This window comes from Bradyrhizobium sp. LjRoot220 (assembly GCF_964252915.1).
GTDB lineage: Bacteria > Pseudomonadota > Alphaproteobacteria > Rhizobiales > Xanthobacteraceae > Bradyrhizobium.
Map to the genome: position 1 here is coordinate 1,093,242 of NZ_CAXUPS020000001.1, position 14,393 is coordinate 1,107,634.

Consider the following 14,393-nt stretch of genomic DNA (forward strand, 5'->3'; position numbering starts at 1 on the left):
AGAAAGCATGGATTGCTTCGTCGCAAGTGCTCCTCGCAATGACGTTGAAAGATTGGGGGCCCAAAAATGCTCGACCACATCTCCGTCGGCGTCGCCGACCTCGAACGTGCGACGCGCTTCTATGAACCGACCCTCGCCGCACTCGGCCTGACGCGGCTGGTGACACGCCCGGCCACCATCGGTTTCGGCAAGACCTATCCCGAGTTCTGGATCAACCTGCGCGCCGGTATGCCGCCGGTGGCTTCGGAGAGCGGCGCGCATATCTGCCTTCGCGCAAGATCCACTGAGGCGGTGGACGCCTTTCATGCCGCCGCGCTCAGCGCAGGCGGCCGCTCCGATGGCGCGCCGGGCTTGCGCCCGCATGACCGCGTAAAATACTACGCGGCGTTTGTGGTCGATCCCGACGGCAACCGCATCGAGGCGGTGACGTTTCCTAGCGAGTGAAGCCCTAAAGCCGTCGTGCCACGTCCGGCACCATGTCCTGGGTGCCCGCGGGGGCAAGGGCTGCGGCGGCGCGCAGGCGCGGCAGGATGTCGTCGACGCGTTCGGCCTTCAGCACCTCGACGTCGAGGGCAGGGCGGATGAACTGGTTGGCGCGCATATGCGTAAGCAGCGCGATCAGCGGTTCCCAGAAATTGTCGATGTTGGCGAGCAACACCGGCTTGGTGTGGCGGCCGAGCTGTTGCCAGGTCATCTGCTCGACCAGCTCTTCCAGCGTGCCGACGCCGCCGGGAAGCGCGACGAAGGCATCCGAGCGTTCGAACATCAGCCGCTTGCGCTCGTGCATGTCAGGCGTGACGACCAGTTCGGTCAGGTTCGGATTCATGCGCTCGCGGTTGGCAAGGAAATCCGGAATGATGCCGGTGACGGCACCGCCGTGATCCAGCACGGATTTGGCGACCGCGCCCATCAGGCCCACTGAACCGCCGCCATAGACCAGGCGGATGCTGTTTTCGGCAAACACCCTGCCGAGCGCAATCGCGGATTCCGCGAAGCGGGGATTGGAGCCGGAGCCGGAGCCGCAATAGACGCAGACGGTTTTGATTTGGTTCATGCAATTTATGTGGCACTGCAGCGAAAAAAGCTCAAGTCCGATCAGCGTGCCGCCGCAGTGGATTTGAGCCCGAAATCCGGGCAAACCGGAGAAAGTTTTGCCTTTCAAGGCTGTACGCGGCGTTCAAACGCTCTATATGACGAGCAGAATGAAGACAAACGAAAACCATCTGACGGCGAACAGGCGCGGCATCAGGCTTTTGGGCGCTTGAGCGATGGCTGACACTGATTCGCAAGCCGACGACGCGCCGATCCCCGCCGGCGACTCCCTGGAAAAGGCGACCCTGATCGGGACGCTGGCGCACCTGTGGCCCTATATCTGGCCCGGCGACCGCACCGACCTGAAAATGCGCGTGGTCTGGTCGATGGTGCTGCTGCTGGTCGCGAAACTCGCGACGCTGACAGTGCCGTTCACCTTCAAATGGGCGATCGACGCGCTCAACGGCCAGGGCAGCGCGCCGGTCGAGCCGTCGAACTGGACGCTGTGGCTGATCGCGTCACCTTTGCTGATGACCGCAAGCTACGGCGCGGTGCGGGTGCTGATGGCGGTGCTGACGCAGTGGCGCGACGGCATCTTCGCGCGCGTTGCGATGCATGCCGTGCGCAAGCTCGCCTACATCACCTTCGTTCACATGCACGAGCTGTCGCTGCGCTTTCACCTCGAGCGCAAGACCGGCGGACTGACCCGCGTGCTGGAGCGCGGCCGCACCGGCATCGAAGTGATCGTGCGGATGGTGATCCTGCAATTGATCCCGACCATCGTCGAGGTGTCGCTGTTGATGGCGGTGCTGCTGTGGCAGTTCGACTGGCGCTACGTGCTGGTCACCGCGATCACGGTCGTGATCTATATGTACTACACTTACATTGCGACCGAATGGCGGATCGAAATCCGCCGCAAGATGAACGATTCCGACACCGAGGCCAACACCAAGGCGATCGACTCGCTGCTGAACTACGAGACCGTGAAATATTTCAGCGCCGAGCAGCGCGAGGCCGCGCGCTACGACCGCTCGATGGAACGCTACGAGCACAACAGCGTGAAGACCTATACGTCGCTGGCGGTGCTTAACACCGGGCAGGCGATCATCTTCACGTTCGGGCTCACGGCGACCATGCTGATGTGCGCGATCGGGGTGCGTAACGGCACCAACACCGTCGGCGACTTCGTCATGGTCAACGCCATGATGATCCAGCTGTACCAGCCGCTCAATTTCATGGGCATGGTCTACCGCGAGATCAAGCAGGCGGTAATCGACATCGAGAAGATGTTCAACGTTTTGCAGCGCAATCCCGAAGTCAAGGATATCCCGGCGGCCGTGCCGCTGGTGGTCGGTTCGGGCAATGTGCGTTTCGAGGACGTGCGGTTTTCCTATGATCCCGAGCGGCCGATCCTGAAAGGCCTCAGCTTCGAGGTGCCGGCGGGCAAGACGGTTGCGATCGTCGGCCCCTCGGGTGCGGGCAAGTCGACCATCTCGCGGCTGCTGTTCCGTCTTTATGACGTGTCCGGCGGCAGTATATTGATCGACGGCCAGGACATCAGGAACGTCACCCAGGCGTCGCTCCGCGCCTCGATCGGCATGGTGCCGCAGGATACCGTGCTGTTCAACGACACCATCCGCTACAACATCCGCTACGGCCGCTGGGACGCCAGCGATGCCGAGGTGGAGGAGGCGGCGCAACTGACGCAGATCGACGGCTTCATCCGGATGTCACCGCTGGGATATGAGACCCAGGTCGGCGAACGCGGCTTGAAATTGTCCGGCGGCGAGAAGCAGCGCGTCGCAATTGCGCGCACCGTCTTGAAGGCGCCGCCGATCCTGGTGCTCGATGAGGCGACCTCGGCGCTCGACAGCCACACCGAACATGAAATCCAGGAATCGCTCGAGCGCGTCTCGCGTGGCCGCACCTCGCTGGTGATCGCGCATCGGCTCTCGACCATCGTCGGCGCCGACGAAATTATCGTGCTGGATCAGGGCCGCATCGCCGAGCGCGGCACGCACGCCAGGCTTTTGGCTTCCGGCGGACTTTATGCCAGTATGTGGAACAGGCAGCGTGAAGCCGAGGAGGCGCGGGAGAAACTCGCGCAGATCGACGACGACAACGAGGCGCCGAACCGTGCCCCGCCGCCGGTCCAGGATCCTCTGGTAACCGCCGCGGAATAATTTGAATTTAGCTCGCTCCCGGGAACGGGACCGGGCCAGCCAATAGTGAGCCTCGATGTCGATTGCCAATTCCATCCGCGCGCAAATCCCGCCGATCCATCCGCAGGGCTATCCCTTCATCGGCGCCTTTGCGCTCGCAAGCCTGATCCTGTTCTGGATCTGGACGCCGCTCGGCTGGATCGGCACGATCCTGACCGTCTGGTGCGCGCTGTTCTTCCGCGACCCGGTGCGCGTCACCCCGGTGCGCGACGGCATCGTGGTGTCCCCGGCCGACGGCCGGGTCTCGATGATCGCGCCGGTGCTGCCGCCGGCCGAGCTCGGCCTCGGCGACCGGCCGCTGCTGCGTATCTCGATCTTCATGAGCGTGTTCAACTGCCACGTGAACCGCGCCCCGGTGGCGGGGCGGATCGACCGCATCGCCTACCGGCCCGGCACCTTCATCAACGCCGAGCTCGACAAGGCCAGTGAGGACAACGAGCGCAACTCGCTGGTGATCTCGACCGCCGGCCACGGCCGTATCGGCGTGGTCCAGATCGCGGGCCTGGTGGCGCGACGTATTGTCTCGTTTGTGCGCGAGGGCCAGACGATCGGCGCCGGCGAGCGGTTCGGCCTGATCCGGTTTGGCTCGCGGCTCGACGTCTATTTGCCAGAAGGCGGCAAATCGCTGGTTTCCGAGGGCCAAACCGCGGTCGCCGGCGAGACCGTGCTGGCTGATCTCGGCGCCGCCGGCGAGCAGGGCAGGACCTTCCGCGCCGATTAACCACGGCCGCCACAATGGCGGCGCAGGGCCGTGGCTGCTATATACTGTCCAGCCATGATGATACCTGATCCCAAATCTCCGGAGCTGCGCCGCCGCCGGTTTCGTCCGATCCCGATCCGGATGCTGGTGCCGAACTTCATCACGCTGCTGGCGATCTGCGCCGGGCTGACGGCGATCCGGCTGTCGATCGAAGGCCGCATGGAACTCGCGGTTGCCGCGATCGTGTTCGCGGCGGTGCTCGATGGGGTCGACGGCCGCGTCGCCCGCATGATCAAGGGCCAGTCGAAATTCGGCGCCGAACTCGACAGCCTCGCGGACTTCGTCAATTTCGGTGTCACGCCCGGCCTGATGCTGTATTTCTGGCAGTTGCATGAACTCGGCAATGGCGGCTGGATCGCGGCCATGGTGTATGCGATTTCGGGCGGCCTGCGGCTGGCGCGGTTCAACGCCAGCATAGACGATCCGAACAAGCCCGCATTCGCGGCGAATTATTTCACCGGCGTCCCGGCGCCGCTCGGCGCGCTGACTGTGATGCTGCCCATCTATCTGGTCTTTCTGGGTGTCCCGCAGCCGCCGGCCTTGCTGACCGCGTTCTATACGCTGCTGATCGGATTCCTGATGGTGTCGCGGCTGCCGGTGCTTTCCGGCAAGACCGTGCGCATGCGCGTGCCGCCGGAAATGGTGCTGCCGGTTTTCGTCTCGGTGGTGTTCTTCATCGCGCTGCTCGTCAGCTATCCCTGGTACATCCTGTCGGCCGGGACGATCATCTATCTCTTGACCCTGCCGTGGGGCTGGAAGACCTATCGCGATCACGAGCGAAATGCGGCTGCCGCGCAGGCGGCGGCGACCACCGATGCCGCCGCGCCCGCGATCCCGGCACCCGGCTTCCCGCCGGCTCCGGCCGATGCCGACCATGACGACCGGCCGACGCGGCTGAACTGAGCGGCCGCGAGACGGCCTTCCGACTTATCTGCCAAGATATCTGCCATGAGCGCTGGCCGAGTTGGGTTCGATCCCAATCTCGGCTATAGGGCTTAGCGATACGGCCTTGCAGAATATCCGGCCCAAAAATCAGGAGAGAAACGCAGTGACCCAGTCCGCTTCCGCCCCGCTACCGGCTTCCGTGCTTGAAGCGTTGGCCCGCTACGACACGCCGACGATCTGCAATGCGATGGAGATCGTGGCGCCTGAGCGCCGGCTGATCGGCTACACGACCAAGCCGCTGGTCTGCCCGTTTCCCAATTTGCCGCCGATGGTCGGCTATGCCCGTACCGTGTCGATCCGCTCGGTGCTCAAGTCAGGCCTGCCGGCCGACGAGCAGGCGCGGCGCCGCATCGCCTATTACGAATATGTCGGAACAGGGTTTGGTCCGCGCATCACCGTGATCCAGGATATCGACGGCGCCGACGTCGGCTACGGCGCGTTCTGGGGCGAAGTGCAAAGCAACGTGCACAAGGCGCTCGGCTGCCTCGGCGTCATCACCGATGGCTCCATCAGGGACATCCCGCAATGGGCGCCGGGCTTCCAGGCACTGGCCGGCTCGATCGGCCCGTCACATGCCTGGGTGCATGCCGAGAGTTTCGGCGGCGAAGTGCGCGTCGCCGGCATGACGGTGCATTCCGACGATCTGATCCATGCCGACCAGCATGGCGCGATCGTGATCCCGATCGACATCGCCGCCAAGATTCCCGACGCCGCCGAACTCTGCGGCCGCCGCGAGACGCCGATCCTGGATATCGCGCGCAGCCCGGACTTCACGCTCGAGAAACTGAAAGAGGCGCTGAGGCGGTCGGCGGAGATCCACTGACGAAAAGAAGCCACTGACAAAAGTCAGGGTGATCGAAACACGAGGGGGAACGTCATGCGAGCAATTTGGGCGGCGTTGTCATTGCTGGTCGTTGCCGGCGTGGCGGAGGTTCAGGCGCAAACCTATCCCTCTCGTCCCATTACGCTGATTGTTCCCTTTCCGCCCGGCGGATCCACCGACGCCGCCGCCCGGATCATGGCCGAGCGGATGCGCGCCACGCTGGGCCAGTCGATTGTGATCGAAAATGTCGGCGGCGCCGGCGGCAGCATCGGCGTCGGCCGCGTCGCCCGCGCGGCGCCGGACGGTTACACCTTCGACATCGGTCAATGGGACACCCATGTCGGCAGCATCATCTACAAACTCGACTATGATCTCGAAAAGGATTTCGAGCCGATCGCGCTGATCTCGAACAATCCGCAACTGATGGTGGCCAAGAAAGATCTGCCGGCGAACACGCTGGCCGAACTCGTGACCTGGATGAAGGCCAATCCCGACAAGATCAATTTCGTCAACCAGAACGCGGCCGCCAATGTCACCGGCGTGATGTTCGAGAGATTGACCAAGCAGAAGGTGCAGTTCATTCCCTATCGCGGCGCGGGGCCGGCGATGACCGATCTCGTCTCCGGCACCGTCGATCTGTTGGTCGTGCAGGGCGCGGTGGCGCTGCCGCAAATCCGCGCCGGCAAGATCAAGGCGCTCGCCAATCTGTCGGTGGCGCGCTCGGCGTCGATGCCGGATATCCCGACGGCGGATGAGACCGGCGTGCCCGGACTTTATATGTCGGGCTGGTTCGGCTTCTGGGCGCCGAAGGGCACGCCCAGGGACATCATCGCCAAACTCAACGCGGCAACCGTCGAGGCATTGGCCGATCCGGCGATCCAGAAGCGCTTTACCGAGTTGGGGCTCGACGTCGCCCCCCGCGCGCAGCAGACGCCGGAAGGGCTGGCGGCTTTCCAGAAGGCCGAGATCGACAAATGGTGGCCCATCATCAAATCCGCCGGCATCGGTGTACAGGCCCAGTAACGACGCGCATGGAAGGTCGTTGATATGCGGATGGCCGGCAAGACGGTGCTGATCACGGGTTCGACCGACGGCGTCGGCCGCTACGTCGCCGCGCAACTTGCCGCCGCTGGCGCTAATGTTCTGCTTCACGGCCGCGACAAGGCGCGGGCCGAAACGCTATCGGAAGAGATCAAGCGGGCAGGCGGCCCTGAGCCGGCATTCTATCAAGCCGACCTGTCTTCGCTCGCCGATACGCGCAAACTCGCCGACGCGGTGCTTGCCGATCACGGGCGGATCGACGTCTTCGTCAGCAATGCCGGGATCGGCTCGCAGAATGACGGGCCCGGGCGGCAGACCAGCGCGGACGGATATGAGCTGCGCTTTGCGGTGAACTACCTCGCAGGCTTCCTGCTTGCCCATCGGCTGTTGCCGCTGTTGAAGGCGAGCGCGCCATCGCGCATCGTCAACGTCGCCTCGCTCGGCCAGCACCCGATCGATTTCGACGACGTGATGATCACCCGGGGTTACAACGGCAGCCGCGCTTACGCGCAGAGCAAGCTTGCGCAAATCATGTTCACGATCGATCTCGCCGAGCAACTCAGGGGATCGGGCGTAACCGTGAATTCACTCCATCCGGCCACCTACATGAATACGACGATGGTGCGGGCCGGCGGCGTCACGCCGATCTCGACGGTGGAGCAGGGTGGCGCCGCGATCCTGCGTCTGGTGACCGGCGAAGACGTTGCCGGCAAAAGCGGACTGTTCTTCAACGGGATGCAGGAAGCCAAGGCCAACCCCCAAGCCTACGATGCGGCAGCCCGCCAGCGCTTGCGGACCCTTAGCCTGGAATTGACGGGTCTACCAGCGACGTGAGGCAACGCGGCGCTGGCTAATCCGCCGGCGCATTATGGTTAGCAAAAGCTTTCAATCGGGTTTGGGCCTCGATCCGGCCAATGGCGCCGGTTTCGGCCGGCTTTCCGGGCATCGGATGCTCGCCCTCGCAATTCTACGGCAACCGGCTCCGGCTTAACCTTTACGCGTCTTTAACAGCGCCGACGTAGGGTTCAATTTGCGCGGTCCCGTAAACCGCCGCGCCACCGTCCAGGACGGGCTGGTAGTTCGCGTACGCGTTGGAGTTCAGAATGGATATCACCACGCTGATTGGCCTGGTCGTCGGCGCCATCGTGCTGTCGACGCTGATTCTGATGGGTGGCGATTTCCGGATGTTCTACGACATCCATGCCGTCATCATCATCTTCGGCGGTTCGTTCGCGGCGACACTGATCCGGTTTCCGCTCAGCGCGATCCTGCATGGCATGCCGCTCGGCGCCAAATTCGCCTTCACGATGAGCCGTCTGTCGGCGCGCGACCTGGTCGATGAACTCGCCCGTATCGCCGAGATCGCCCGCAAGCAGGGTCCGGTCGGCCTCGAAAAGGTCGATACCAACGAGCCGTTCCTCGCCAAGGGCATCCGTTACGTCGCCGACGGTTACGATCTCGAATTTATCCGGGACAACCTCGAGCGCGATCGCGACAATTTTCTGATGCACCTGAACGAAGGTTCGAAGATCTATCGCGCGATCGGCGACTGCGCGCCGGCGTTCGGCATGATCGGCACGCTGCTCGGCATGGTGCAGATGTTCTCAAACATGTCGGATCCTTCGAAACTCGGTCCCTTCATGGCGGTGGCGCTGCTGGCGACGCTGTACGGCGCGCTGGTCGCAAACCTGATTTGTCTGCCGATCGCCGACAAGCTGCACGGCAAGCTGCTCGACGAGGAGACCAACCGCACGCTGATCATCGACGGCATCCTGATGATCCGCGATTCCAAGAGTCCGGCGCTGGTGCGCGAGATGCTGCTGGCCTATCTGCCCGAAAAACATCGCCACGAAGAGGGCGAACTGGCGCCTGCCTGACCTTCGGCAGCACCCAGGCGCGGACATAGAGCATGGCCAAGAAAAAACGCGAAGAGGCACATGGCGGTCACGGCTGGTTCGTGACGTTCGCCGATCTGATGGCGTTGCTGCTGGCCTTCTTCGTGATGCTGGTCGCGTTCTCCAGCCAGGACAAGGACAAGCTGAAGATCGTTGCCGGCTCGATGCGCGAAGCGTTCGGTGTGCAGACCCAGGTACGCTATTCCGGCATCGTCGAATCCGACGGCCTGCCGACGCGCCCGAAGCTGAAGAACGTCGCTCATATATCGCCGGAGGAATCCTCCGCCACGCCGACGCCGGACGAGAAAGAACGCTCCCGCGAAAGCGGCGCCCGCATCACGGTCGATCGGGAGTTCGCGCTGGCTTCGGCGTCGCTGCGGCAGGCGTTGCAGGACCTGCCGGAACTGACCGAGATGTCCAAGCACATCATGTTCGAGGAGACCAGCCAGGGCCTCAATCTCGAGATCGTCGATCAGGAAGGGCGGTCGATGTTTGCCGATGGCTCCAAGGTGCCTCACGAGCGCACCCGCCGGCTGATCCAGAAGCTCGCGGTTCCGCTGAGGGCGACGCCGCTGCGATTGTCGATCGTCGGCCACACGGCGGCGGGTTTCCTGCCGGCGCGCAGCGACTATGGCGCGTTCGATCTTTCGTCCGACCGCGCCAATGTGGTGCGTCAGATCCTTGAGCGCGAGGGCCTGCCGCCGTCGCACGTCTTTGCCGTATCCGGCAAGGCTGACAGCCAGCCGCTGTTTCCCGATGATCCGACGTTGCCGGCCAACCGTCGCGTGACCATCACATTAATGCGCGAAAATCCACCGCTTCCACCGGATCTGAAGCCGTAAATCGACGCTACTATATTACCTCTCGAAAATTGTGATGAAATTTGCTTTGCGTGGTCGCCACGTCCCTTGCGGTGCTATGCTTGGCCGATGATTGACAGGCGACGCAGAAGCGTCGATAGCCGCCCGGATCAAACCAACTGAGAGCGTTTTCCCTGCGTCATGACTGTCAGCGTCACATCCACCGAGGCCCATGAGGGGCAGGCCACCTCTGGCTTTTGGGCCCTGACGCTGGGCAGCATCGGCGTGGTGTTTGGCGACATCGGCACGTCGCCGCTGTATGCCTTCCGCGAAGCCGTAACGCATGCGGCGGCCGGCGAGCCGGTATCGCGCGCGATCGTGCTCGGCGTGCTCTCCCTGATCCTGTGGTCGCTGTTCATCGTCGTGACGGCCAAATACGTGCTGTTGCTGCTGCGCGCCGACAATCACGGCGAGGGCGGCACGCTCTCGCTGATGGCGCTCGGTCAACGGGCGATGGGCCGGCGCAGTTGGGCGTTGCTGGCGCTCGGCGTCGTCGGCGCCTCGATGTTCATCGGCGATTCCATGATCACGCCGGCTATTTCGGTGCTGTCGGCTGTCGAAGGTCTCAAACTGGTCGCCCCGGCACTCGACCATTATGTGGTGCCGCTGACGATCTTTATTCTCGTCCTGCTGTTCTCGGTGCAGAGCAGCGGCACCGCGCGCGTCGCCTCGGCCTTTGGGCCGGTCATGCTGGTCTGGTTCGCGACGCTGACGATATTGGGCCTCATCCACATCAGCGACGATCCTTCCGTCTTGCAGGCGATCAATCCCTATTACGCGATCCAGTTCGTGCTTTCCCACGGCGTGATCGGCCTGGTGACGCTGGGCCTGGTGTTTCTGGCCGTGACCGGCGGCGAGGCGCTTTATGCGGACCTCGGACATTTTGGACGCAAGCCGATTCAGACCGGGTGGTTCTATCTCGTGATGCCGGCGCTTCTGATCAATTACTTCGGGCAGGGCGCGCTGGTGCTGGCCAATCCGGCTGCGATCGTAAGCCCGTTCTACCGGCTGGCCCCCGACATCCTGCTGCTGCCGCTGGTGGTGCTCGCGACTGCGGCGACGGTGATCGCGAGTCAGGCGGTGATTACGGGCGCCTATTCGCTGGTGCGGCAGGCGGTGCAACTTGGCCTGTTGCCGCGGTTCGAGGTTCGCTACACCTCCGAGACCCATGCCGGGCAGATCTACCTGCCGCGGGTCAACCGGCTGCTGCTGCTCGGCGTCATCCTGCTGGTGCTGCTGTTCCGCACTTCGAGCGGATTGGCGTCCGCCTATGGCATCGCCGTCTCCACCACCATGGTCGTCGACGGCATCATGGGCTTTGTCGTGATCTGGAAGTTGTGGAACTGGCGCGCCGCGACGGCGGCGGCCGTGATCGTGCCCCTCGTCGTCGTCGACATGGCGTTCTTCACCGCCAATTTGTTGAAGCTGCTCGAAGGCGCCTGGGTGCCGCTGCTGTTCGGGGTCGCGATGGCGGTGATGATCTGGACCTGGCGCCGCGGCGCGGCGATTCTGATCGCCAAGACGCGGCGCATCGAGGTGCCGCTGATCGACCTGATCAAGAGCCTGGAAAAACGTCCGCCGCACATCGTGAAGGGGACCGCGGTGTTCCTGACCAGCGATCCGAATTTCGTGCCGACGGCGCTGCTGCATAATCTCAAGCACAACAAGGTGCTTCACGAGCACAATGTGATCCTGACTATCGAGACCGCGCAGACGCCGCGCGTCGATCCGGCCGACCGCGTCAAGATGGATACGATCAGCGAAAAATTCGCCACCGTGCGGCTGCGGTTCGGTTTCATGGAATCGCCGAACGTGCCCAAGGCGCTGGTGATCGCGCGCAAGCTCGGCTGGCAGTTCGACATCATGGCGACGTCGTTCTTCGTCTCCAGGCGCTCGCTGAAGCCGTCGGCGCAGTCGGGAATGCCGCAATGGCAGGATCACCTGTTCATCGCGATGAGCCGGTCGGCCAACGACGCCACCGACTATTTCCAGATCCCGACCGGGCGGGTCGTCGAGGTCGGTACGCAAGTAACCATTTGATTTTGTAGCGAAATTCAGCCGAAACTTTATCTTCGATCCATGCGCGCAGTGCATATCGGAGGCCTGAAATCGGCCTAACCTATGCATTCACGACAGGAGTATAGGCCTGCGCTCCTGCATTGTGCAGTGCGGCAAAATCCGAGGCCTGTCAGATGTCATCCCAGATTGCGATTAGCGCGGCGGAAACGCCCGCGGCCAACGGGCATGGGGAAGTCCATTCCACGGCCGGCTTCAAGGCCCTGATGCTGGGCTGCATCGGCGTCGTCTATGGCGACATCGGCACCAGCCCGCTCTACGCGCTGCGCGAGGCCGTCGTGGCCGCGAGCAGGTCTGACGGCGGCGTCACCACGCCTGCCATCCTCGGGATTCTTTCCCTGATCCTGTGGGCGCTGATCATCGTCGTCACGCTGAAATACGTGGTGATCCTGTTGCGCGCGGACAACAACGGCGAAGGTGGAACGCTGGCGCTGATGGCGCTGGCGCAACGCGCCGTCGGCAAAGGCAAGGGCGGCGCCGCGATCGTTTTGCTCGGGGTCATCAGCGGTGCGCTGTTCTACGGCGACGCTGTCCTCACGCCGGCGGTGTCGGTGCTGTCGGCGCTCGAAGGCATCAAGCTCGTCACCGCGACGTTCGAGCACTATGTCGTGCCGCTCACGGTGATCATTCTGATCGTGTTGTTCGCGGTTCAGTCGCGCGGCACCGCGCGGGTCGCCACATTCTTCGGGCCGGTGATGTGCGTCTGGTTCGCGGTCATCGCGATCGCCGCCGTCCCGCAGATCATGCAACACCCCCAGGTGCTGCAGGCGCTCAATCCGCTGCATGCGGTCTCCTTCATGCTCCATCACGGCGTGATCGGTTTCGTGACGCTTGGTGCGGTGTTTCTCGCCGTCACCGGCGCGGAAGCGCTCTATGCTGATTTGGGCCATTTCGGCAAACGGCCGATCCAGACCGCCTGGCTCTTCATCGTGCTGCCGTCGCTGGCGCTGAATTACATGGGGCAGGGCGCGCTCCTGATCGGCGATCCCAAGGCGATCGAGAACCCGTTCTTCCTGATGTTCCCGGACTGGGCGCTGATCCCGATGGTCGCGCTCGCCACGCTGGCGACCGTGATCGCGAGCCAGGCCGTGATCACCGGCGCCTATTCGCTGACGCGCACCGCGATCCAGCTCGGCCTGATGCCGCGGTTTGAAATCCGCCATACCTCGGAATCGCATTCCGGCCAGATCTACATTCCGCGCATCAATCTGCTGCTGTTCATTTCGGTGATCCTGCTGGTGCTGCTGTTCCGCTCCTCCAGCGCACTGGCCTCGGCCTACGGGATTTCCGTGACCGGAACCATGGTGGTCACGGCGATGATGGGCTTTGTCGTGATCTGGCGGGTCTGGAAATGGTCGGCGGTCGCAGCCACCGCGCTGATCGCGCCGTTCTTGTTCCTCGATCTGACCTTCCTTGCCGCCAATCTGCTGAAAGTGTTCGACGGCGGCTGGGTGCCGCTGGCGCTGGGCGGCATCGTGATGCTGCTGATGTATACGTGGCGGCGCGGCAGCCGGCTGTTGTTCGATAAATCGCGCAAGCTGGAATTCCCGCTCGCCGAACTGGTGGCGATGCTGGAAAAACGACCGCCGCAGCGGGTCCCCGGCACGGCGGTGTTCCTGACCAGCGACCCCGAAAGCGCACCGACCGCGCTGATGCACAGCCTGAAGCACTACAAGGTGCTGCACGAAAAGAACGTCATCCTCACCATCGAAACCGCGCCGACGCCGCGGATCGATGACAGCGAGCGGGTCCGGATGGAGCAACTCAGCGAGACCTTCTCCAAGGTGACGCTGCGGTTCGGCTTCATGGAGTCGCCCAATGTGCCGAGGACGCTGGCGGTCGCCCGCAAGCTCGGCTGGCAGTTCGACATCATGGCGACGTCGTTCTTCCTGTCCCGCCGCGCGCTCAAGCCGGCCGCGCATTCGGGTATGCCGCGCTGGCAGGACCATCTGTTCATCGCGCTCAGCCGCAGCTCCAACGACGCCACCGATTATTTCCAGATCCCGACTGGGCGCGTGGTCGAGGTCGGAACGCAGGTGACCATCTAGGCGCGGCGATCTGCTATGACATCGGTGCGGGTGTCTCACGTCCCACCGCTGGATCGCACGTCATATGGCTGCTGCCGTTCACCGCCTGGCTAAGCTCGACGACGCGACGCGTCTGTTCGAGGTGCGACGGCAATCCATCCTTGCGTTGGCGCCGCCGAAAATGTCCGTCGCGGACGCCGAGGCGTGGGCGGGTCAGCTCACGCTCGCCGGAATGCAGCAGAAGCTTCGCGACCTGGAAATATGGATCGCCGAACTGGATAGCGTCGTGGCCGGATGGGGCGCCATCCGCGGCGACGTGCTCGAGGGGCTGTACACGGCGCCCGAATATGCCGGGCAGGGCGTCGGCGCGGCGTTGCTTGACCGGTTCGAGGAACTGATGCGAGGACGGGGCTTTGAGGCGGTTTGCGCGGAAGCCAGCACAAACGCCTTGGGATTCTACCTGCGACGCGGTTACCGGGTGACCGGTCCGCAAACGGCGGTCGGAGCCTGGCCGATAGCCAGGCAATTTCTGACCTGAAAACAACGCCGCGGGAGAATAAATATCGCCAGACGATGGTCGCCGCGCGGCCCCGTTTGAGGTCCCCTAAACCGTTTGCAGCGCTTGATTTTCGTCGCGCCAGAGGCGACTTTGGCGCCGGCTGCGGGGCGGACCCCGCAAAGCACGTTGTCGGGAGGATTATGCGTGGCGGAC

General features: G+C 63.5%; 14 protein-coding genes. 13 read left to right on the plus strand and 1 reads right to left on the minus strand.

Features of this window, described 5'->3' with window-relative positions; translation table 11 throughout:
- Nucleotides 1-66 precede the first annotated feature (66 nt).
- A complete protein-coding gene (locus tag ACSQ84_RS04555; protein WP_436210426.1) occupies nt 67-444 on the plus strand; it encodes a VOC family protein in 378 nt (125 codons plus the stop codon).
- A gap of 4 nt (nt 445-448) precedes the next feature.
- Here ACSQ84_RS04555 and ACSQ84_RS04560 read toward each other — a convergent pair whose 3' ends face one another.
- Nucleotides 449-1,054, minus strand: a complete 606-nt coding sequence (locus ACSQ84_RS04560) for a TIGR00730 family Rossman fold protein (protein WP_436210427.1) — start codon at nt 1,052-1,054, stop codon at nt 449-451.
- Here ACSQ84_RS04560 and ACSQ84_RS04565 point away from each other — a divergent pair.
- The 12 genes from ACSQ84_RS04565 (at nt 1,046) to ACSQ84_RS04620 (ending at nt 14,219) form a co-directional block, all read left to right on the plus strand.
- Entirely contained in the window at nt 1,046-1,276 is a 231-nt protein-coding gene (locus ACSQ84_RS04565) for a hypothetical protein (protein ID WP_436210428.1), read from the plus strand. The genes ACSQ84_RS04560 and ACSQ84_RS04565 overlap by 9 nt on opposite strands.
- Nucleotides 1,269-3,215, plus strand: a complete 1,947-nt coding sequence (locus tag ACSQ84_RS04570; protein WP_436210429.1) for an ABCB family ABC transporter ATP-binding protein/permease — start codon at nt 1,269-1,271, stop codon at nt 3,213-3,215. Before ACSQ84_RS04565 ends, ACSQ84_RS04570 begins: the two co-directional genes overlap by 8 nt.
- 55 nt (nt 3,216-3,270) lie before the next feature.
- On the plus strand, nt 3,271-3,975 hold the full coding sequence (locus ACSQ84_RS04575) for a phosphatidylserine decarboxylase (RefSeq protein ID WP_436210430.1): 705 nt from the start codon (nt 3,271-3,273) through the stop codon (nt 3,973-3,975).
- A 57-nt stretch (nt 3,976-4,032) separates the two neighbouring features.
- Nucleotides 4,033-4,917, plus strand: coding sequence for a CDP-alcohol phosphatidyltransferase family protein (locus tag ACSQ84_RS04580; protein WP_436211179.1), 885 nt, complete (start codon nt 4,033-4,035; stop codon nt 4,915-4,917).
- 145 nt (nt 4,918-5,062) lie between these two features.
- On the plus strand, nt 5,063-5,782 hold the full coding sequence (locus ACSQ84_RS04585) for an RraA family protein (protein ID WP_436210431.1): 720 nt from the start codon (nt 5,063-5,065) through the stop codon (nt 5,780-5,782).
- A gap of 54 nt (nt 5,783-5,836) precedes the next feature.
- Nucleotides 5,837-6,805, plus strand: a complete 969-nt coding sequence (locus tag ACSQ84_RS04590) for a Bug family tripartite tricarboxylate transporter substrate binding protein (RefSeq protein ID WP_436210432.1) — start codon at nt 5,837-5,839, stop codon at nt 6,803-6,805.
- A gap of 24 nt (nt 6,806-6,829) precedes the next feature.
- Nucleotides 6,830-7,657, plus strand: a complete 828-nt coding sequence (locus tag ACSQ84_RS04595) for an SDR family NAD(P)-dependent oxidoreductase (protein ID WP_436210433.1) — start codon at nt 6,830-6,832, stop codon at nt 7,655-7,657.
- Nucleotides 7,658-7,926: 269 nt separating this feature from the next.
- Entirely contained in the window at nt 7,927-8,700 is a 774-nt protein-coding gene (locus tag ACSQ84_RS04600; RefSeq protein WP_436210434.1) for a motility protein A, read from the plus strand.
- A gap of 32 nt (nt 8,701-8,732) precedes the next feature.
- Complete coding sequence (locus ACSQ84_RS04605) at nt 8,733-9,560, plus strand: OmpA/MotB family protein (RefSeq protein WP_436210435.1); 828 nt, start codon at nt 8,733-8,735, stop codon at nt 9,558-9,560.
- A gap of 159 nt (nt 9,561-9,719) precedes the next feature.
- Complete coding sequence (locus ACSQ84_RS04610) at nt 9,720-11,618, plus strand: potassium transporter Kup (protein WP_436210436.1); 1,899 nt, start codon at nt 9,720-9,722, stop codon at nt 11,616-11,618.
- Between the two features lie 152 nt (nt 11,619-11,770).
- On the plus strand, nt 11,771-13,702 hold the full coding sequence (locus ACSQ84_RS04615) for a potassium transporter Kup (protein WP_436210437.1): 1,932 nt from the start codon (nt 11,771-11,773) through the stop codon (nt 13,700-13,702).
- 64 nt (nt 13,703-13,766) lie between these two features.
- Nucleotides 13,767-14,219, plus strand: a complete 453-nt coding sequence (locus ACSQ84_RS04620; RefSeq protein WP_436210438.1) for a GNAT family N-acetyltransferase — start codon at nt 13,767-13,769, stop codon at nt 14,217-14,219.
- The last annotated feature ends 174 nt before the right edge of the window (nt 14,220-14,393 follow it).

Excerpts from the sequence above, each read along its gene's own strand:
- ACSQ84_RS04575 (WP_436210430.1), top strand. The coding sequence starts at position 3,271 with ATGTCGATTGCCAATTCCATCCGCGCGCAAATCCCGCCGATCCATCCG.
- ACSQ84_RS04590 (WP_436210432.1), top strand. The coding sequence starts at position 5,837 with ATGCGAGCAATTTGGGCGGCGTTGTCATTGCTGGTCGTTGCCGGCGTG.
- ACSQ84_RS04595 (WP_436210433.1), top strand. The coding sequence starts at position 6,830 with ATGCGGATGGCCGGCAAGACGGTGCTGATCACGGGTTCGACCGACGGC.
- ACSQ84_RS04615 (WP_436210437.1), top strand. The coding sequence starts at position 11,771 with ATGTCATCCCAGATTGCGATTAGCGCGGCGGAAACGCCCGCGGCCAAC.
- ACSQ84_RS04620 (WP_436210438.1), top strand. The coding sequence starts at position 13,767 with ATGGCTGCTGCCGTTCACCGCCTGGCTAAGCTCGACGACGCGACGCGT.
- ACSQ84_RS04580 (WP_436211179.1), top strand. The coding sequence starts at position 4,033 with ATGATACCTGATCCCAAATCTCCGGAGCTGCGCCGCCGCCGGTTTCGT.
- ACSQ84_RS04605 (WP_436210435.1), top strand. The coding sequence starts at position 8,733 with ATGGCCAAGAAAAAACGCGAAGAGGCACATGGCGGTCACGGCTGGTTC.
- ACSQ84_RS04600 (WP_436210434.1), top strand. The coding sequence starts at position 7,927 with ATGGATATCACCACGCTGATTGGCCTGGTCGTCGGCGCCATCGTGCTG.
- ACSQ84_RS04555 (WP_436210426.1), top strand. The coding sequence starts at position 67 with ATGCTCGACCACATCTCCGTCGGCGTCGCCGACCTCGAACGTGCGACG.
- ACSQ84_RS04570 (WP_436210429.1), top strand. The coding sequence starts at position 1,269 with ATGGCTGACACTGATTCGCAAGCCGACGACGCGCCGATCCCCGCCGGC.
- ACSQ84_RS04560 (WP_436210427.1), bottom strand. The coding sequence starts at position 1,054 with ATGAACCAAATCAAAACCGTCTGCGTCTATTGCGGCTCCGGCTCCGGC.
- ACSQ84_RS04610 (WP_436210436.1), top strand. The coding sequence starts at position 9,720 with ATGACTGTCAGCGTCACATCCACCGAGGCCCATGAGGGGCAGGCCACC.